Raw genomic sequence first — 17,731 nt, forward strand, 5'->3', positions numbered from 1 at the left:
CTTTGTGGCCGCCCTACCGGGCGACCGGTTGGTGCAACTGCCTCTTTGTTTGAGCATGATCTTTTCCGAAAACCCGCACCCACTTTTCGGGAACATGCTCTATGTGCCCGCCTTGACGAGGTCTGCGCCTTTTTCGGCGAGCGCCATGGTCGGCCCGTTGGTGTTGCCGCTGGGAAGTTTGGGCATGACCGAGGCATCGATAACTCTCAGCCGCTCTATGCCACGCACCCTGAGTTGCGGATCGACGACGGCGGCATCGTCAATGCCCATCTTGCAGGTACCGACCGGATGATAGTCGCAACAGGCATACTGGCGCGCATAGGCCATGATCTCTTCATCCGACTGGGTTCCGGGTCCCGGCAACCGCTCGTTGTCGATGAGATGGGAGATGGCGCTTTGCGACAGCACCTCGCGGATGATCCGGACCGATTTCAACGCCATGGCGCGGTCCTTCGCATCGCCAAGATAATTTGGATCTATCAGCGGTTCGTCGGCGGGATCGGCTGAACGCAGGCGCACCGTTCCACGACTTTCCGGCCTCAGGAACGTGGAATTGACAGTGAAGCCATGGCCGGGGATCGTCGTCTGGCCGCCGCGCACGACCGTTCCCGGCGCAACATGAATCTGCAGGTCGGGCCGGGTCGCGCCCTCGCTCTTGAAGAAGCCGCCGCCCTCGACAATGACCGAAGCCGCCGGCCCGTTGCGATAGAGCAGCCACTGGAGGCCGTGCGGAATCGAGCGTGGAAATTTGTCGTGGCCGTCGTAGCTGATGCGTTCCTTCGTACCGACATGGATGTTGGTGCACAGATGGTCCTGCAGGTTCTTGCCGACGCCGTTGAGATCATGCTGCGGCTTGATGCCGAGTGCTTTCAATTCGTCGGCAGGGCCGATGCCGGACAGCATCAGCAGGCGCGGCGAGTTGATCGTACCGCTCGCCACCAGCACCTCGCGGTCGGCCCGTTCCGTCCGTAGCGTGCGGCCGTTCGCCAGTTCGACGCCGACGGCCCGCCCGCCTTCAACGGCGATACGGACCACGCGCGCACCGGTCCTGACCGTCAGGTTGCGGCGTGACTTTACGGGGTGCAGGTAGGAGACGGCGGCCGAGCGGCGGCGACCATGGCGGCAAGTGACCTGATAGAGCCCTGCGCCATACGGCGTCTCACCGTTGAAATCGGCGTTGTAAGGCAGGCCATATTGCTGCGCGGCGCGGACGAAAGCGCGGCTGATCGGATGCGGCGAAATCTGATCCGACACCCACAGCGGCCCGCCCTCGCCGTGATAGCGGTCGGCTAGCCGGTCGTTGTCTTCGGACTTGCGGAAATAGGGCAAGATGTCTTCATAACCCCAGCCGGTGTTTCCAAGTTCGGCCCAGTGATCGTAGTCTTCCTTCTGACAGCGAATGTAGATCATGGCGTTGATCGAACTCGAACCGCCGAGCGTCTTGCCCTGCGGATACCAGATTTCGCGATTGTCGAGGTTCTTCTGCGGCACGGTGTGGAAGCGCCAGTTGACGCCAGGGCCGAACAGCTTGCCGAGCCCGCCGGGGATATGGATCATCGGGTTCCAGTCGCGGCTGCCCGCCTCCAGCAACAGGACACGCACGGACGGGTCTTCACTCAGCCGGTTGGCAAGCACGCAGCCGGCCGAGCCGGCGCCGACGATAATATAGTCCCAGGCGGTTGCTTGCCGGCTTGCCATGTCAACGTCCCTTGAAGTCCGGTTTGCGCTTCTCGGCAAAGGCACGCAGACCCTCGATGCGATCCTCGGTGTCGAAGGCTTCCACGGTGAGCCGGTGCTCGAATTTCAGCCCTTCCTCAAGCGGAAGTTCGGCTGCTGCCTTCACCGCGCGCTTGGCATAGGGCGTGATGGCCGCCGACATCGCCGCAATCTCGCCGGCGATCTCCAGCGCCCGTTCCATCAAGGCGTCGAGTGCAACCACTTCACTGATCAAGCCCTTTCGCTCGGCAAGTGCTGCATCGACCATCATGCCGGTCAGCACCATCTGCATGGCAAAGGATTGCCCGACAAGGCGTGGCAGTCGCTGTGTGCCGCCATCGCCCGGAAACGAGCCGATGCGAATTTCCGGCGAGGCAAACTTGGCCGTGTCGCTGACGACAATGATGTCGCACAACAGCGCCAGTTCCAGCCCGCCGCCCATCGCATAGCCGTTGACGGCGGCAATGAGAGGTTTGCTGAACGCCTCAATGCCTTTCCAAACCGAGAGCCGTTCCGGGTCGGCGTAGGAAGCCACGCCACGCGCCAGCATGTCGGTGATATCCGCACCCGCGGCGAAGGCGCGACCGGCGCCGGTCAGCACCACGCAGCCGATGGATGGATCGGCTTCGGCCTCTGCCAGCCGGTCGAGAAGTTGCCGCAGCAATTCCTTCGACAAGGCATTGAGTTTTTCAGGACGGTTGAGCGTCAGCACGACGACGCTTTGACGGGGCCGTTCGGCAATCACCAATTCCGGTAGCTGAGCGGCTGTCATGCGGCCTGCCCCTTGGTTGTCTCGATACGGTTGCCGCGCAGGAAATCCGAGGCTCGCTCGCCGATCATGATCGACGGCGCGTTGGTATTGCCAGAGACAAGACGCGGCATGATAGAGGAGTCGGCCACCATCAGGCCATCGACACCATGAACCCGCAGTTGCGGGTCGACAACCGCCATCTCGTCGGTGCCCATCTTGCAGGTTCCGACCGGATGATAGCCGGACCGTGCCTCGCGCCGTACATAGGCTTCGTAACCGGCTCGCGTATGCACGTCCGGCCCCGGCACGAACTGATTGGCGATGTATCTCGCCATCGATGGTTGCGCCATGATCTCCTGCCCGATCTCGAGTGACTCCACCGTACGGTCGAGATCGTAGCTTTCAGCGAGGAAGTTCGGGTCAATGTTCGGAGCGATGCCCGGATCGGCACTTTTCAGCGTCACCGACCCGCGCGAGCGCGGGTGCAGGAAATAGGCGTTCAGCGTGCAGCCATTGCCGGAAGAGTGGCCGTCGGTAACCGCCTCGATGCCGGTTCCGGCAAGGAAATGGAACTGCAGATCCGGCTGGGCGAGCCCGTCACTCGTCGCCCAGAACGCGCCGCCCTCGACCACCGTGGCGCTGACCGGCCCGTTGCGGAAGGCAGCGTACTGGATACCCGCCCATAGCTGGCGATGCGGCTTGCGATAGGCGTCGTAGCTGGTGATGCCTTTCAGGTTGTACATCAAGAAGACATCGAGATGGTCGTGCAGGTTCTGACCGACGCCGGACAGGTCGACCTTGGTGTCGATGCCGTGGGCGGCGAGGTGCGCCGCCGGCCCGATGCCCGACAACATCAGGAGTTTCGGGGAATTGATGGCGCCGGCCGTCACCACGACCTGTGCATCGGCGTTCACCTCAACGAGGCGACCGTTCTCAATATATTCGACGCCGACGGCGCGGCCGTTCTTCAGCACGATGCGATGGACCTGCACGCCGGTCCGCACCGTAAGGTTGGCGCGGCCCCGCGTCTTGCCGAGATAGCCGACGGCCGCACTGCAACGGCGGCCATTGCGGTTCGTGACCTGATAGAGTCCGCAGCCGCTTTGGCCGGCGCCGTTGAAGTCGGCATTGTAGGGCATGCCGTATTCCTGGCAGGCCTGCACGAATACCTTGGAGAGAGGATGCGTGTGGCGCTGGTCGGAAACGCCGAGCGGGCCTTCCGTTCCGTGATAAGCGCCGGCAAACCGCTCATTCGATTCGGAACGCGTGAAATATGGCAACACCTCACGGTACGACCAGCCGGGGCAACCCATGTCCACCCAGCCATCATAATCCTGCGCGCTGCCGCGAATATAGACCTGTGCATTGATGGAACTGCCACCGCCAAGCACGCGCCCCTGCGCATAGGCCGGCGTGATGCCGTCCTGACGCTGTTGCGCGGCAAGCTCGAAGCCCCAGGTCAGCGGCCCCTTGGTGGTCTTGTAGTAACAGACCGGCAAATGGATGTAGGGGCTGCGGTCGACGGGCCCGGCCTCGAGCAAAAGGACGTGGCGATCAGGGTCTTCGCTGAGCCGGCTGGCCAGCGCACAGCCGGCCGAGCCACCGCCGACGATGACGTAGTCATAGGTTTTTGCCGCGCCTCGCGTCATGACACCCATTTCAGGATATGTTCGCCGACGCAGACCAGGTCGCCATGCTGGTTGGTGATGGTGATGGTCGAGCGCGTACGCCTCCTTTGAACATCCACCTCCTTGACGGCATAGCGCAGGTTCAGTCGGTCACCGATATAGACGGGCTTGATGTAGCGGATGCCGTCATAGCCGAGCGAGACCGGCGTCTCGGTTGCCCGCACGTTCGGCACCCGCTCGACGATCTCGGTCGAACAGGCCGACATGTAGGCGACCAGCATGGCGCCATGGGCAATGCGTCCCTTGTAGGTGGATTTCGCCATGTCGCCTTCATCGACATGGTTGGGCGAATGATCGCCGCTGAGGCCGGCAAAAGTGTTCACCGCTGCCTCGGTCACTTCACGGTCAAGACTGACTTCGTCGCCGACCTTTAGATAGAAATCAGCCATTCGGATGCTCCTCCGATCAGGCCGCGTATCTGTAAACCGAGGCCGGCGTCAGACCCGCCTGCGCCGCAAGCCGCCTGATCTTCTCGATCTCCACCGCCGAGGGCTTCACCAGAGGCGGACGCACATGCGCTGACTTCATCTTGCCGAGAATGACCAGCAACTCCTTCATGCGATTGTGCATGTCGACCAGCGGATGGTCGTAGAAGGCGCGAACCGTCGGATAGATGCGGTCGTTGATTGCCTTGGCGGTGTTGAGGTCGCCGGCCTGAACCGCACGAAACAATGCCACCTGCAGGTCGGCGATGACGCTGCCGGCCCCGGAAAGCAAGCCATCGCAGCCGAGCACCAGTGAGCCGAGCAGCCATGAACTGTGCGTGGTGAGCGTCTTGACCGGCCGGTCCAGCGCCTTCAGTTCGCGTATCTGGCGTTCGTGCAGATTGCCGTCGCCGCACATGTCCTTGATCGCCTTGATCGCCGGGAAGCGCTGGCAAAGCTCAAGCAGCGTCGGCAACCGATAGGCAAGATTGGAACCGAGCGGAAACTGGAACAGGATGATCGGCAGGCCTGAGGCGTCGGTGATGCGGCGCAGGTGCTCGTAAATCATCTCGGGCCGCATATGGCCGCCAAGCGTCAGGATGTCGGGCGGAAATACCAGCAGCGCATTGGCGCCTTCGCGTTCAGCGTCCGCCGCCATGCGCGCGGCTTCGAGGCTCGAATTGGTGAAGATGCCGACGATGGTTGGCACGCGCTCCTGCAACACGTCCTTGGTGGTGACGATTGCCTGATGCTGTTCGTCGAGCGTCAGCGCATGCACTTCGGCAGCGTGGCCGTTAATGGTGATTGCGGCAATCCCTTCGACCGAGGCCACGTCTGCGAGATGATCGCGATAGGCGCGTTCGTCTACAGCTAGATCGGCGTCGAACGGCATCAACACCGCCGGGATCACGCCTTTCGGATCGAAATGCTTGGCCTGAGCCACGAGAGTTCTCCTTGAAATTGACCGAATGAAACCCGCGCGACCCGATGGCCGCGCGGGACCGATTTGTCGGTTCAGAAGCCTGTACCGAGCATTTCCTTGATGTTGGCGGCATCGACCTGCTTGCCGGGAAGAACGACTTCCGCATCCACCTTCTCACCCTTGGCGAGCTTGTAGGCGATCTCAATGCCTTCAGGCGCGACATAGGGGTAGGTGAAAGTGGCGGCGAGCTTGCCGGCTGCAATGGCTTCGAAAGCGTTGTTCTGGCCATCGACGCCGACGACCTTGACTTCGCCGAGGCGATTTGCGGCTTCGAGCGCCTGGATGGCACCCAATGCCATCTCATCGTTATGTGCATAGACGGCCTGGATTTCGCCGGGGCCAAAGCGCTGCAACTGGTCTTCCATGAACTTCACCGCGTTCTCACGCAGATAGTCACAGTTCTGTGAGGCAACGACTTCCAACCCGGATCCCTCGATACCCTTCACGAAGCCGTCGTGGCGATCCACTGTGGCCGATGCGCCGCCAGTGCCCTGCAATTCGATCACCTTGCCCTTGTTGTCGAGCGCCTTAACCAGGAACTTTCCGGCAGCCTCGCCGATCGGCAGGTTGAGCGCGCCGACATGCACGGTCACCGGAATGTTGACCTTGCGGTCCATGGTGACCACCTTGATGCCGGCGTCGAGCGCCTGCTGCACGACGGGTGTCAGGGCATCCGAGGTCAGCGGGCTGATCATCAGCACCTTGACGCCGCGTGCGATCAGACTTTCGACGTCTGCCACCTGCTTGGCCGAGTCGTTCTGGCCGTCAGTGACGACGAGTTCGACATCCTTGTAATGCTCCTCGGCATACTTCTTGTTGCCGTCGACCATGGCGACACGCCACGGATGGTTGAGAGTGCCCTGGCTGAAGCCGATCAGGATATTGTCGGCGGCGAATGAGGCGCCGGCCATAGCCAGCACGGCGGCGGCCCCGGCAAATGCGATGCCGGCCCTCTTCAGGCTTTGTTTTAGTGACATGAACAGTCCTCCCTTTGGTTGTAGCTCTGTTTCCAGCGCCTGCCGCACTTTCCCGCGGCGGTCTTCGCGACGGCGAAGTTTGTGGGCCAAGAGGTCATTTGCGCTTGCGTTGCATCTCGTAGAGCACGGCTCCCACGATGATGGCTCCCTTGACGATCTGTTGCGTGAACGGCGAAATGCCGACCAGATTCATGATGTTGGCGAGCACGGCCAAGATGGCCGCACCGATGATGGTGCCGAAGATGCCGCCTTCACCGCCGAACAGGCTGGTGCCGCCGATCACGGTAATGGCAATGGCTTCAAGCTCGATGCCTGTGCCCGCAGTCGGCTCGCCGACGGTCAGGCGCGACACAAAGATCAGTGCCGTCAACGCCGCAAGGAATCCGCTGATCACATAAACATAGAAGTTGACGAGGTTGACGCTGATGCCGGACAGGTGCGCGGCTTCCTCATTGGAACCTACGGCATAGATCTGACGACCGAATGGGGTGTAGCGCAGCACGAAGATGGCGATTGCTGCGACGACGGCGAAAATCCAGACCGGGACAGGTACGCCGAGCATGGCGCCACGACCGAGCCAGGCGAAGCTGGCGGCGGCTTCCTTCAGTCCGATCGGCTGACCGTTTGCCAGCGTCAACGCGAGGCCACGCGCCATCACCATCATGCCGAGCGTCATGATGAAGGGCGGCACACGCCCGACAGCGACGCCGATGCCGTTGACCGCTCCGAGGCCAGCGCCGATCAGAAGCACGACCACGACGGCCAGCCAGGGCGACCAGCCGCCTGTTAGCAGTAAAGCTGCCGAGACCGCGCAGACACCCAGTATGGAGCCGACAGACAGGTCGATGCCCTTGGTCAGGATGACGAAGGTCATGCCAACGCTGACGATGCCGTAGAGCGCCACCTGGCGGAATACATTCATCAGGTTGGCGGGATTGAGGAAAGCCGGCGACAACAACGCGGCAACCACGCAAAGACCGAGGAACACCCACAACAGGCCCGACGCCTTGAAAACCGAAGCGGAGAGTTTCTGCATGCTCGACTGTGGTTGCATCGTGCTGATGTCGCTCATGGTCAGATCTCCGCGGAGCAGGCCGCCGCCCGGTTGGCGGCGATGATTGTGTCTATGGCGAACGCTGCGCCAGCGTGTGCGTTTGACCAGGTGACCCAATCGGCGGCCCGTCTGACAACTTCCGTGCCGTTGCCCATGGCCACGCCGAAGCCGGCCCACCGGATCAGGTCGAGGTCGTTTTCCGAATCGCCGATGGCGGCGACGTTTTCCCGATCTACACCGAGGCGTCGCGTCAGGGCCGCGACCGCGCCCTGTTTGGAAACGCCTTTGGCGGTGATCTCGATCAGGCGCTTGTCGGAGCGCACGAAATTGAATTCTGCGGCGAAGTGCGCCGCCAACCGATCAAGGGCATCACCCGAGCCTTCAGTCTCCAGGCACAGAACCTTGAATACAGTTTCTCCAATGTCATCCAGCGATGGCGTCATCACCGGGTCGGTTTGCGTGGCACACGCCTCCCGTTCGACGAGGTGACCGTGCGACAATGCATGCCAATCCGTTTCGGTGAACCAGCATGGGTTCAGACCGGCCGCTTCGGCCTCGGCGATCAACGCCTTGGTCCGTGCGAGGTTCATCGACGCACCGTGTTCCATCACAGCTTCGTCGGGCCGTATGGTTCCCGTCCAGGCGCCGTTGAGGCATATGCTCGGCCCCTTGAGGTCGAGAGCCGCCGCAATGCCGCGCAGCGCGTTAGGCGCCCGGGCCGTGGCTGCGACCACCAAAACATCAGCCTTCGTTGCCCGCCCGACCGCCTCGATGACCGCCGGCAGGAGACGGTAGTCATCGGTCAGTGTTGTCCGGTCGACATCGAGGGCGATGAGGGAAATCGGCTGGCGCATCACTCCTCCTCAGTGCACCGTCGCGTACTTCATGATTTCTTCTTCCGTCGCATCGGCCTTGGCCAGTTCAGCCGTGATGCGGCCTTCGCACATGACCAGGATGCGGTCACACATCCCGATCACCTCCGGCAGGTCGGACGAAACCATGAGGATGGCGAGGCCGTTGTGCTCGGTGAGGTCTACAAGCAGATCATAGATTTCGCGCTTGGCGCCGACATCGACGCCGCGCGTCGGCTCGTCGACCAGAAGAACGTCGCATTTGGCATGGAGCTGCTTGGCGATCACGCACTTCTGCTGATTGCCGCCCGATAGATTGCCGACGCGGGCATCGACGTCTGGCGTCTTGATCCGAAGCCTTGCGGCAAGGTCCTGAGCCGTCTTGCGCTCGTGGGCGAGGTTTAGCCAGAAACCGCTGAGAACATCGCGCAGGCGCGAAATGGTGATGTTGAAGCTGACCGATTGGGACAGAAACAGGCCGTCGGTCTTGCGATCTTCCGGCGCAAAGCCGATGCCGAGCGCAATCGCCTTGCGCGGCTTGTCGATGACCAGCGCCTTGCCGTGCAATTCGATGCGGCCACGGTCGATGGCATCAGCCCCGATGATGGCGCGCAACAGTTCCGAGCGCCCAGCGCCGGCAAGGCCGCAAATGCCGACGATCTCGCCGCCACGCAGATTGAGCGAGATTTCCTTCAGCACCTTGCCGCGGTTGATATTGCTGATTTTCAGTACGTCTGCGCCGAACCTGGGATTGCGGGCGGGGAAATAGTCGCCGATCGAGCGCCCGACCATCGAGCGGATCAGGTCGTCTGTCGTCATTTCGCTGGTTGCGGTGGAATTCACCACCTTCCCGTCCCTGAGCACTGTAACGGTCTGGCTGATGTCGAAGACTTCCTTCAGCCGGTGCGAGATATAGATGAAGGAGACGCCCTCCTCCTGCAGGCTGCGAATGGTGGTGAACAGCTTCTGCAGTTCGTTGTCGCCGAGCACCGCCGATGGCTCGTCGAGCACGATCAGCCGGGCGTTGCGCGACAACGCGCGTGCGATTTCCACCATCTGCCGCTGGGCGACGCTCAGTCGATCGACGCGCGCCAGAGGATCGACCGTGAAGCCGAGACGGTCCATGAAACGCTTGGCATAGTTTGCCGCCTGCTTCCAATCGATCAGCCCGAACCGCGTGCGGGGCAAACGATGCAGGAAGATATTCTCCGCCACCGTCAGGTGCGGGGCCTGCGCGAATTCCTGGTAGATGACCGCAATTCCTAGGCCGATCATTTGCGACGGTGTCGGGAAGGCAACCGCCCTTCCATCGAAGGTGATCACGCCCTGATCCGCCTGATAGGCACCGGAGAGGATCTTCATCAGCGTCGATTTGCCGGCACCGTTCTCGCCGACCAATGCATGAACCTCGCCGCGCCGCACCGAGAAGCTGACGCCGTCAAGCGCGCGCACGCCAGGGAACGACTTGGCGATGCCGGCCATCTGCAGAATCATCGTCGGATCGAAGGTTTGACTGTTCATCGAGGTTGCCTCCAACGGCATGGTCCCGATCCTCTTTCGTTGTCCAATTGGGCAGAGAAATCGTTTTCTCAACCAGAGCGCGAAACGTCCTTGAAGTCATCAAAGTTGATGGATCTGCATACCTCCGCCGATGTTGTAGATATCGCCGGTGCTGAACGGCATGGCGCCCGTCGCCAGCGTGGCGATGCCGCGGGCGATGTCCTCGGGCTCGCCCCAGCGTCGCATCGGGCAGATGTCGCCAGCCGCCACAAGCGGCGAGTAGCGGTCGTATACATCCACCGTCATATTCGTGCGGATAAGGCCGGGGCGGATTTCATGCACCCTGATGCCCTCCTCGGCGAGCCGCAGCGCAAATTGCTGCGAGGCCATCGAGAGGCCGGCCTTGGACACGCAATACGGCCCCTTTTCCGGTGATACCAGACCGGCATTGGCCGAGGTGATGGTGATGATCGAGCGCTCTGCGGCGGGAGTTGTCTGCGCCACCATGCGGCGTGCTACCGCCTGGGTAAGGAAGAAGGTGCCGCGCAGATTGATGTTGATGAGATGATCGAACATCTCCTCCGACACTTCAAGGAGATCGCCTCGAACCGGCACCTGGATGCCGGCGTTGTTGACCAGGCAACTGATCGCGCCGAGTTCGCCTTCCACCCGATCGAGCGTAGCGTTGTAGGAACCGGTATCAGATATGTCGCATTGCCTGAACAGCGTCTTGCGTCCCGCCTGCCTCACCATCTCGACGGTTTCGCGGCCACTGTCATCGTCGATGATGTCAATGACGGCGATGTCAAAGCCACTCCTCGCGAGTTCGCGACATATGGCTCGGCCGATGCCGCGGCGCCCACCAGTGACCAAGGCAACGCCCCGCTCGCCGGCACCTGTCTGGGGTAGTTGCGACGTTTCGCTTGCGCGCGGAAGGGGTTCACTCAACGTCATGACAGTTCTGTTGCCTTGCTGTGTTCGGTACGCGACGCGGCTACCGCACTCGCTTCGATGAGGTCGTCGGTTTCAGCTCGCGAGTAGCCGAGTTCGCCCAGGATTTCGCGCGTGTGCTCACCGATCTCCAGCGCCAGAACCCGCACGTCCGGCACCTCGCCGTCATAGCGGTTGGGGTGATTGACGAGATGGATGGTCCGGCCCCTGACGTCGATGCGCCGGAACACCTGCATATGGGTGAGTTGCGGGTCGGCCAGTAGGTCGTCGTAGTAGGCGATCGGAGCCCACCAGATACCGCGCTCGTCGAGACGCATGGCGAGTTCGTCGGTGGTGAAGACGGCGGTCGCCCTGTCGAGCATGCGGGCATACTCGTCACGGTTCTTGTAGCGGTCGACGGTGACGGCGGCGCGCAATTCGTCACTGTCCACCGCCTCGGCCAGCACGCTTGCCTCACACAGCGAGATGACGACATGGCCATCGCGGGTCGGATAGACACCATAAGGCGCGGCGTGAAACCATGTTGCCAAATTGTGTTCACGCTTCAGCACTTCGCGCGTCATGCCGCCGGCGAAATAGTTGACCAGGGCCTCGCCCTGCAGGTCGATGGCGGAGTTGATAAGGCTGGATTCGACGCGCGTCCCGAGACCTTCGCGGAGCTTGCGGATCAGGGCGCCGAGAATACCCATCGCCATCAATGCGCCACCGTGCTGGTCGACCACCGCGACGCCGACCGGTGTCGGTCCGCCCTGCGGCGTTCCTGTTGCGCTGATCAGGCCGGAGCGTGCCTGGCACAAAATGTCCTGGCCGGGTTTCTGCGCCATCGGGCCGCTGGAACCGTAGCCGCTCGCCGAGGCAAAAATCAAATCTGGATTGATCTCGCGCAGCGCGGCTTCGTCGAAGCCGAGCCGTGAGAACACACCTGGACGAAAGTTCTCGGACACGACATCTGCCGAGGCGATCAGCCGACGCGCTACGGCTTTGCCTTCCTCGCTCTTGAGGTCGATGGCGATGGAGCGCTTGTTGCGATTGGCGCATAGGTAGAAGCCGCTGACGCCCTCGACATAAACATCGGCGCCAGACCAATGCCGCTCGTAGGCCCCGGTGAGAGGCTCGACCTTGATGACGTCCGCGCCCATGTCGGCCAGATACTGATCTGCGGCCGGACCCTGCAGAAAATGGCAAAAGCTGACGACCTTGATGCCATTGAGCAGCATCCGCTGTTCTCCCCTGAACTCCTTCGATGAGAAAACGTTTTCACATAGAAACTTGCGAGTCAAGCGAGTTTTTGCTTCGATCGCCTATGTGATTGTGCTAGATCAAGAAAAACTGATAAAACGTTTTCACAAACAGGAGAGCATCGCTTGGCTGGACGAGCCCAAGGACCAGACAGCGGCGGAGCCAAGCTGATCGACGTCGCCCGCCTCGCCAATTGTTCGCTTGCAACTGCCTCGCGCGTGCTCAATGGCAATCCGCGTGTCGGACAGGACGAGCGCGAGCGCGTCATGCGCGCGGCTGCAGATCTCGGCTATGTGCCCAACGGCTCGGCTCGGGCGCTGCGCTCGACCCGCTCGCGGCTGGTCGGCGCGATCATTCCGACGCTGGATCACGCCATCTATGCCACCATGGTCGATGGTCTGCAGGCGAAATTGGCCGAGAGCGGCGTTTCGGTGATCATCAGCACTTCGCACTATGATCTTGACCTGGAATTCGAACAGGCTCGCCTGCTTGTCGAGCGCGGTGCGGAATCAATCGTCCTGGTCGGCTCGGCGCACAGTGCGCAGACCATGGCCTTGCTTGACCAGAAGCGTGTCGACTACGTTCTCACCTATACGTCGGTTGCCGCCGACACCGGAGCGGCGATCGGCTTCGACAACGAAAAGGCCGGTGCCGCCGCCGCCCGATTTCTGATGGATCTCGGTCATACCAGGCTCGGCATGATCGCTGGCATCACAACCAACAATGACCGCGCCAAGGGCCGCCTCGACGGCTTCCTGGCCGAGGTCGCTGCACGTGGCCACGATCCGGAGGCCGTGCCCGTGGTCGAGGGTGCTTACAAGGTCGAGAGCGGCCGGCAGGCGATGCGCTCGCTGATGGATCTGCCGGTGCGGCCAACCGCGGTATTCTGCGGCAGCGACATCCTGGCCACGGGCGCCATCAAATATTGCCAGCAGCAAGGCATTGCGATGCCGAAGGAAATCTCCATCGTGGGCTTCGACAATCTCGAGATTGCCGAACTCACGGCGCCGGAACTGACCACCCTGGAAGTGCCTGCGCGCGAGATGGGCACCCTTGCAGCCAACTACATTCTCGCACCCGTCGCGCAGAAGAGGTACCTGCGTCAGACGGAGCTGCCCATCCGCATCATCGTGCGCGGCAGCACCGGAGCCGCGCCCAAGTTCTCAGAGTAAGCGCGGTCCTTTCAGCACACGATATAGACCAGCCGGTTGGCATTGCCTCATCGCAACAAGAGTACCCGCAAAGTGGAACACAGTTGGCCACGGCTGCGGCCCGCTCAAGCCAACCTTTGCTCTGTCTCGCGGTCGAAGTAACGTAGTTGGCCGGGCTCGACGGTGAGATACACTGGAGTACCCGGTTTCAGATCACGCTCCGCTTCGACGCGCGAAACCATGATCCGGGATTCTTCGGCAACGACCTCGACAAGTTGCTCGGCCCCGAGTTGTTCAGTCAATTCGATGCGGCCATGAAGCGCGTTCTCGGCCTTGGTTTCGCTCAAGCGAATATGTTCCGGCCGAAGGCCAACGGTCACGTCGCGCCCGTCGTGACCGGCCAATCCGGTCGCGTTGGCATCGGAAACGTGGAACGTTCCGCCCGGTGTCTCGACATGGAAACCCGAGCCGTTGCTCCGGACCCTGCCGTCGAGGAAATTCATCGCCGGCGAACCGATGAAGCTCGCGACAAAGCGAGTTCGCGGGTGCGCATAGATCTCCCACGGCGTTCCTACCTGCTCGATACGGCTGTTGTTCATGACGACCACCCGATCGCCCAGCGTCATCGCTTCGACCTGGTCGTGCGTGACATAGATGGCGGTGGTTTCGACGCGCCGGTGCAGCCGCTTGAGTTCGAGACGCATGTGCGCGCGCAATTTCGCATCCAGATTGGACAGCGGCTCGTCGAACAGGAACACCTTGGCGTGCCGCACGATGCAACGACCGAGCGCGACCCGTTGCTGCTGGCCGCCCGACAACTCGCGCGGCTTGCGCTTGAGCAGGTCACGCAGGCCGAGAATGTCGACGGCCCGGTCGATTTCCGCCTTGATCTTGTCCTCCGGCACCTTCCGGTTGCGCAGGCCGAAGGCGAGATTGTCGTAGACCGTCATGTGCTGGTAGAGCGCATAGTTCTGGAACACCATGGCGATATCGCGCTCGCGCGGCGGCAGATCGTTGACCGTCTGGTCACCGATGGTGATGGTGCCATCTGAAATATCCTCCAGACCGGCGATCATCCGCAGTGTCGTCGACTTGCCGCAGCCGGACGGCCCGACCAGCACGACGAATTCCTTGTCGCGGATGGTCAGGTTGACGTTGTCGACGGCGTTGTAGCTACCGTAGCGCTTGCACACATCGCGCAGAACGACTTCAGCCATATCAAAACTCCGAATTGGGGCGCGTTCAGATGCGCAGGCCCTGGATCACGTATTTCTGGGCGAACAGCGTAATGATGACAGCCGGAATCATGGCCATTACCGCCATGGCGCTCATCAGATTCCATTCCGTTCCGAGTTCCGTCACAAACTGCGCCATCGTCACGGTAAGGAGCGGCGTGCGGTTGCCGGTAAGGATGAGAGCGAACAGGAATTCGTTCCATGTCCACAGCCAGGACAGGATGCCGAGTGCCGCGATCGCCGGACCGGCAGCTGGCAGCGCCACCCGACGAAACGCCCCCCAGCGCGTGCAGCCGTCGATCATGGCGGCATACTCCATCGACGGGTCGATGCCATCGAAGAAGCCTTTCATGATCCACGAGAAGAAGCAGACATGAACGGCGACATGGGCTGCCAGGATGCCGAAAAACGTGTCGTAGAGGCCGAGGGATTCATTGACTATGTAGAGGGGCAGCACCCAGGAAATGTAGGGCACGGTCCGGAACACATAGATGGAGGTGAACCAGGTCTTCGGCAGCCAGCCCTTGAAGCGGGAGAGCATATAGCCACTGGTCACTGTCACTCCCAGCGAAAGGATCGTCGCCACAGTCGAGAGCAGGAACGAATTGATGAACGCCTCGACAACCACGCTGCGCTGGAAAACTTCGACGTAGTTGGCCAGCGTGAACTCGGTGCCGCGATAAATGTAGTAGACACCCCATCCCGGACGCAGCGACGTCACAACCAGGATGATGATCGGCGCCAGGAACAGCACAACCACGGCCGTAACCGCGATTGCAGTGAAGGCGGCGCGTGCGCCCGGCTGCAGGAAATCAAACAGGCGGGTCCGTCGTGGCGATGACTGAGCGGTGGAAGCAAGGCTCATCGGGACACATCCATGAAGCGGTTGATGAGGGCGTAGAGTGCCAGACCTGCCACCATGATGATCAGCGTGCCGATGACAGCTGCAGCAGACCCGCGGGCGAAATTCAGGTTCTGGAACGCTTCCATGTAGACGTAGATACTGAACACCTCCGTGGATCGGGCAGGCCCCCCGCCTGTCAGCAACCAGACCTGGTCGAAGGTGCGGAAGCAATCGATGGCCCGGATGACGACGCACACTCCGATGACCGGGCGCAGCATCGGCACGGTGATATGGGTGAAGGTGCGCCAACGCCCCGCCGCATCCAGTGCCGCCGCCTCAAACGGCTCCTTGGGCAGGCTCTTCAGTCCGGCAAGCAACAACAGGCCAAACCACGGCGTCCAGATCCAGACATCAGTGAAGACGATTACCCCGAACGCATACCAGCGATCGGCTAGCCAGGCAGGTTGGCCAAGCCCGAGCCAGCCAAGGAATGCGTTGACCACGCCGAACTGGTCGTTGAAGGTCCAGCGCATCATCGTCGAAGCAATGACGGGGCCGATCATCAACGGCAGCAGCACCACCGTCTGGACCAGTCGCTGGGCGGCGAAACCGCGATGGAGGAGCAGCGCGACCGCCATGCCGAGCGCCAACGAAAGACCGACGGAACCTACCATCAGCAGAAACGTGTTTGGCAGGACGGTGAAAAGGAAATTGGTGTCGCTGAGCACATAGCGATAGTGCTCGAGCCCGACCCAGGTCTTGTCCGGATCGTAAAGGGTCCAACGCCGGAAGCTTGCATCCGTGCCGATAAAGATCGGTACGACCTGGAACAGCAAGAGCACCAGCACAGACGGCAGGATCAGGCCGATCTGGAAATTCAGCCGCTCGCCGATCAATCGGCTACGGCGGCGCGTCGCGGGGATTGCTCCCCGCGACGCTGGTTGACGATCTGCGGCAACCGTCGGCATCGCGTTATTTCGCGATCTGCTGGACGGCTGCATCGTGCAGGGTCTTCATGCCCCGCTCCAATACAGCGGGTATATCCTCCCGCTTGCCGCTCAAGGCTTCGGTCGAGATATCAGCGTAGGCCTTTTGCACCGCCGGCCAATTGGGGAAGTAGTAAGCCGACAGGATGTGGTCCTGCACGTCGAAGACGACCGCCTTGAGCTTGGCGAACACGGGATCCTGGCTGGCCAGTTCAGGCCACAATGTCGTGTTGGGCGGCGGTCCGCCAGTGCCCTTCCACTGGTCTATCTGGCCCTCTTTATCGAGCAGCATGGCGCCGAGCGCTTGCTTGGCGATATCCTTCTGCTTGGCATCCAGCGCCTTGGGGATGCCCCAGGCCCAGACGGTGTCCCAGGCCACATTGTGATCGAGGCGCGGCCCCATCGGCCACAGTGCCATCCCGACTTTTCCGGCGATCTTCGACTTTTCGGGATTGTTGAACTCTCCCAGGAAGGTCGAGTCGGCGAAGGTAAAGGCCGATTCTCCGGCCATGAAGATGGCGTTGGCTTCGTTGCGTCCGTAGGAAACCATGCCCTCGGGGCTGATCTTGTCCTTGTGCAGGTTGTCCCACCAGAACTCGATGGTCTCGCGGTGGCAATCTTCCGTCAGCGTCGGCACCCAGCCGCTCTTGTCGAGAACGGCGTTGTCGCGTTCGAATTTCGGATTGAAGATGTCGCAGCCGTTTGTCCACAGCGACCACCAGATGGAGAACCAGGTGTTCTGGTGGGTCATGCCGCCGACATAGCCCCACTTGGTCTTCCCTTCTTCCTGCAGCTTGTGGCCAACAGCCACCATGTCGGCCCAGGTCTTCGGCACGTCATTTTCGGCGACCAGATCGGTGCGGTAGAAGAATGTTCCGACTGTGTGCGCCAACGGAACCGCCGTCGGCTGACCTTCGTCGTTGGGGAAGGCGCGCATCGGCCCCTTCTGGATGGTATCCATGCCGGCGACGTCGGAGGTTTGTTCCACCCACTGCTTCCACAGTTGGCCCCAATCATCATTGTGCCAGAAGATATCGCAATCGGTGCCGCCGCTGCTGAGCATCTGGCTCATTTTCGGCAGATAGACCGAATAGGACATCGGATTCTTCTCGAATTCGACGTCGTTTGCCTTGGCCCATTTTTCCATCATTGCGACGTTCGCGTCGATAACGGGATGGCTCATGTAGCAGATCTTGAGCGTGCCTTCCGCCTGCGCAGGGGTAGCCCCAAGCGCAGCCAAACCGAGCACCATGCTCCCGGCCAAAGGCAGCCCTGTCAGTTTTCGTTTCATCAACTTCCTCCCAAGAAATCCGGTTCGCGCCGTCCTAAGCAAATTGCGGACCGTGCGATTTGCGATGCTCAGTTACATACCGCTCCAATT

Annotated in this window: 16 protein-coding genes; 1 reads left to right on the forward strand and 15 read right to left on the reverse strand. The window is 61.4% G+C overall.

What is annotated here, in order from left to right:
• Positions 1-99 precede the first annotated feature (99 nt).
• From ASD64_RS19225 to ASD64_RS19275, 11 genes are all read right to left on the reverse strand, one after another.
• Entirely contained in the window at positions 100-1,698 is a 1,599-nt protein-coding gene (locus ASD64_RS19225) for a GMC family oxidoreductase (RefSeq protein ID WP_056108600.1), read from the reverse strand.
• A gap of 1 nt (position 1,699) precedes the next feature.
• Positions 1,700-2,488 (reverse strand): enoyl-CoA hydratase-related protein, encoded by a 789-nt coding sequence (locus tag ASD64_RS19230; RefSeq protein WP_056108605.1) that lies wholly within the window; start codon positions 2,486-2,488, stop codon positions 1,700-1,702.
• A complete protein-coding gene (locus ASD64_RS19235) occupies positions 2,485-4,116 on the reverse strand; it encodes a GMC family oxidoreductase (RefSeq protein ID WP_056108608.1) in 1,632 nt (543 codons plus the stop codon). Before ASD64_RS19235 ends, ASD64_RS19230 begins: the two co-directional genes overlap by 4 nt.
• Positions 4,113-4,544, reverse strand: a complete 432-nt coding sequence (locus tag ASD64_RS19240; RefSeq protein WP_056108610.1) for a MaoC family dehydratase — start codon at positions 4,542-4,544, stop codon at positions 4,113-4,115. Before ASD64_RS19240 ends, ASD64_RS19235 begins: the two co-directional genes overlap by 4 nt.
• Positions 4,545-4,560: 16 nt before the next feature.
• Positions 4,561-5,523 (reverse strand): dihydrodipicolinate synthase family protein, encoded by a 963-nt coding sequence (locus ASD64_RS19245; protein WP_156460233.1) that lies wholly within the window; start codon positions 5,521-5,523, stop codon positions 4,561-4,563.
• 71 nt (positions 5,524-5,594) lie between these two features.
• Positions 5,595-6,539: a substrate-binding domain-containing protein gene (locus ASD64_RS19250; protein WP_082550056.1), complete on the reverse strand. Its 945-nt coding sequence runs from the start codon at positions 6,537-6,539 to the stop codon at positions 5,595-5,597.
• 94 nt (positions 6,540-6,633) lie between these two features.
• Positions 6,634-7,611 carry an ABC transporter permease gene (locus ASD64_RS19255; protein WP_056108613.1) on the reverse strand — a complete coding sequence of 326 codons (978 nt, stop codon included), beginning with the start codon at positions 7,609-7,611 and terminating at the stop codon, positions 6,634-6,636.
• Positions 7,612-7,613: 2 nt separating this feature from the next.
• The gene (locus ASD64_RS19260; protein ID WP_056108616.1) at positions 7,614-8,447 is read right to left on the reverse strand and encodes a Cof-type HAD-IIB family hydrolase; all 834 of its coding nucleotides are present in this window, start codon (positions 8,445-8,447) and stop codon (positions 7,614-7,616) included.
• A gap of 9 nt (positions 8,448-8,456) precedes the next feature.
• Entirely contained in the window at positions 8,457-9,965 is a 1,509-nt protein-coding gene (locus tag ASD64_RS19265) for a sugar ABC transporter ATP-binding protein (RefSeq protein ID WP_244480858.1), read from the reverse strand.
• A 99-nt stretch (positions 9,966-10,064) separates the two neighbouring features.
• Positions 10,065-10,898 carry a 3-ketoacyl-ACP reductase gene (locus ASD64_RS19270; RefSeq protein WP_156460234.1) on the reverse strand — a complete coding sequence of 278 codons (834 nt, stop codon included), beginning with the start codon at positions 10,896-10,898 and terminating at the stop codon, positions 10,065-10,067.
• Positions 10,895-12,112 carry a CaiB/BaiF CoA transferase family protein gene (locus tag ASD64_RS19275; protein WP_244480860.1) on the reverse strand — a complete coding sequence of 406 codons (1,218 nt, stop codon included), beginning with the start codon at positions 12,110-12,112 and terminating at the stop codon, positions 10,895-10,897. The genes ASD64_RS19270 and ASD64_RS19275 overlap by 4 nt, the downstream gene beginning before the upstream one ends.
• 147 nt (positions 12,113-12,259) lie before the next feature.
• Between ASD64_RS19275 and ASD64_RS19280 the strand changes: the two genes are divergently transcribed.
• Entirely contained in the window at positions 12,260-13,306 is a 1,047-nt protein-coding gene (locus tag ASD64_RS19280) for a LacI family DNA-binding transcriptional regulator (protein WP_056108620.1), read from the forward strand.
• A gap of 104 nt (positions 13,307-13,410) precedes the next feature.
• On the opposite strand, the gene ASD64_RS19285 is transcribed toward ASD64_RS19280, so the two are convergent.
• The 4 genes from ASD64_RS19285 to ASD64_RS19300 are packed head-to-tail and all read right to left on the reverse strand — an operon-like array spanning position 13,411 to position 17,641.
• Positions 13,411-14,502, reverse strand: coding sequence for an ABC transporter ATP-binding protein (locus ASD64_RS19285; RefSeq protein WP_056108623.1), 1,092 nt, complete (start codon positions 14,500-14,502; stop codon positions 13,411-13,413).
• A gap of 25 nt (positions 14,503-14,527) precedes the next feature.
• On the reverse strand, positions 14,528-15,385 hold the full coding sequence (locus tag ASD64_RS19290) for a carbohydrate ABC transporter permease (RefSeq protein WP_056108626.1): 858 nt from the start codon (positions 15,383-15,385) through the stop codon (positions 14,528-14,530).
• Positions 15,382-16,332, reverse strand: a complete 951-nt coding sequence (locus tag ASD64_RS19295) for a carbohydrate ABC transporter permease (protein ID WP_056108629.1) — start codon at positions 16,330-16,332, stop codon at positions 15,382-15,384. Before ASD64_RS19295 ends, ASD64_RS19290 begins: the two co-directional genes overlap by 4 nt.
• Before the next feature lie 4 nt (positions 16,333-16,336).
• A complete protein-coding gene (locus ASD64_RS19300; RefSeq protein WP_156460235.1) occupies positions 16,337-17,641 on the reverse strand; it encodes an ABC transporter substrate-binding protein in 1,305 nt (434 codons plus the stop codon).
• Positions 17,642-17,731: the final 90 nt, after the last annotated feature.

It is taken from the genome of Mesorhizobium sp. Root157 (genome assembly GCF_001427385.1).
GTDB lineage: Bacteria > Pseudomonadota > Alphaproteobacteria > Rhizobiales > Rhizobiaceae > Mesorhizobium.

Excerpts from the sequence above, each read along its gene's own strand:
- ASD64_RS19265 (WP_244480858.1), bottom strand. The coding sequence starts at position 9,965 with ATGAACAGTCAAACCTTCGATCCGACGATGATTCTGCAGATGGCCGGC.
- ASD64_RS19300 (WP_156460235.1), bottom strand. The coding sequence starts at position 17,641 with ATGAAACGAAAACTGACAGGGCTGCCTTTGGCCGGGAGCATGGTGCTC.
- ASD64_RS19225 (WP_056108600.1), bottom strand. The coding sequence starts at position 1,698 with ATGGCAAGCCGGCAAGCAACCGCCTGGGACTATATTATCGTCGGCGCC.
- ASD64_RS19275 (WP_244480860.1), bottom strand. The coding sequence starts at position 12,112 with ATGCTGCTCAATGGCATCAAGGTCGTCAGCTTTTGCCATTTTCTGCAG.
- ASD64_RS19240 (WP_056108610.1), bottom strand. The coding sequence starts at position 4,544 with ATGGCTGATTTCTATCTAAAGGTCGGCGACGAAGTCAGTCTTGACCGT.
- ASD64_RS19270 (WP_156460234.1), bottom strand. The coding sequence starts at position 10,898 with ATGACGTTGAGTGAACCCCTTCCGCGCGCAAGCGAAACGTCGCAACTA.
- ASD64_RS19250 (WP_082550056.1), bottom strand. The coding sequence starts at position 6,539 with ATGTCACTAAAACAAAGCCTGAAGAGGGCCGGCATCGCATTTGCCGGG.
- ASD64_RS19295 (WP_056108629.1), bottom strand. The coding sequence starts at position 16,332 with ATGCCGACGGTTGCCGCAGATCGTCAACCAGCGTCGCGGGGAGCAATC.
- ASD64_RS19235 (WP_056108608.1), bottom strand. The coding sequence starts at position 4,116 with ATGACGCGAGGCGCGGCAAAAACCTATGACTACGTCATCGTCGGCGGT.
- ASD64_RS19230 (WP_056108605.1), bottom strand. The coding sequence starts at position 2,488 with ATGACAGCCGCTCAGCTACCGGAATTGGTGATTGCCGAACGGCCCCGT.
- ASD64_RS19285 (WP_056108623.1), bottom strand. The coding sequence starts at position 14,502 with ATGGCTGAAGTCGTTCTGCGCGATGTGTGCAAGCGCTACGGTAGCTAC.
- ASD64_RS19290 (WP_056108626.1), bottom strand. The coding sequence starts at position 15,385 with ATGAGCCTTGCTTCCACCGCTCAGTCATCGCCACGACGGACCCGCCTG.
- ASD64_RS19260 (WP_056108616.1), bottom strand. The coding sequence starts at position 8,447 with ATGCGCCAGCCGATTTCCCTCATCGCCCTCGATGTCGACCGGACAACA.
- ASD64_RS19255 (WP_056108613.1), bottom strand. The coding sequence starts at position 7,611 with ATGAGCGACATCAGCACGATGCAACCACAGTCGAGCATGCAGAAACTC.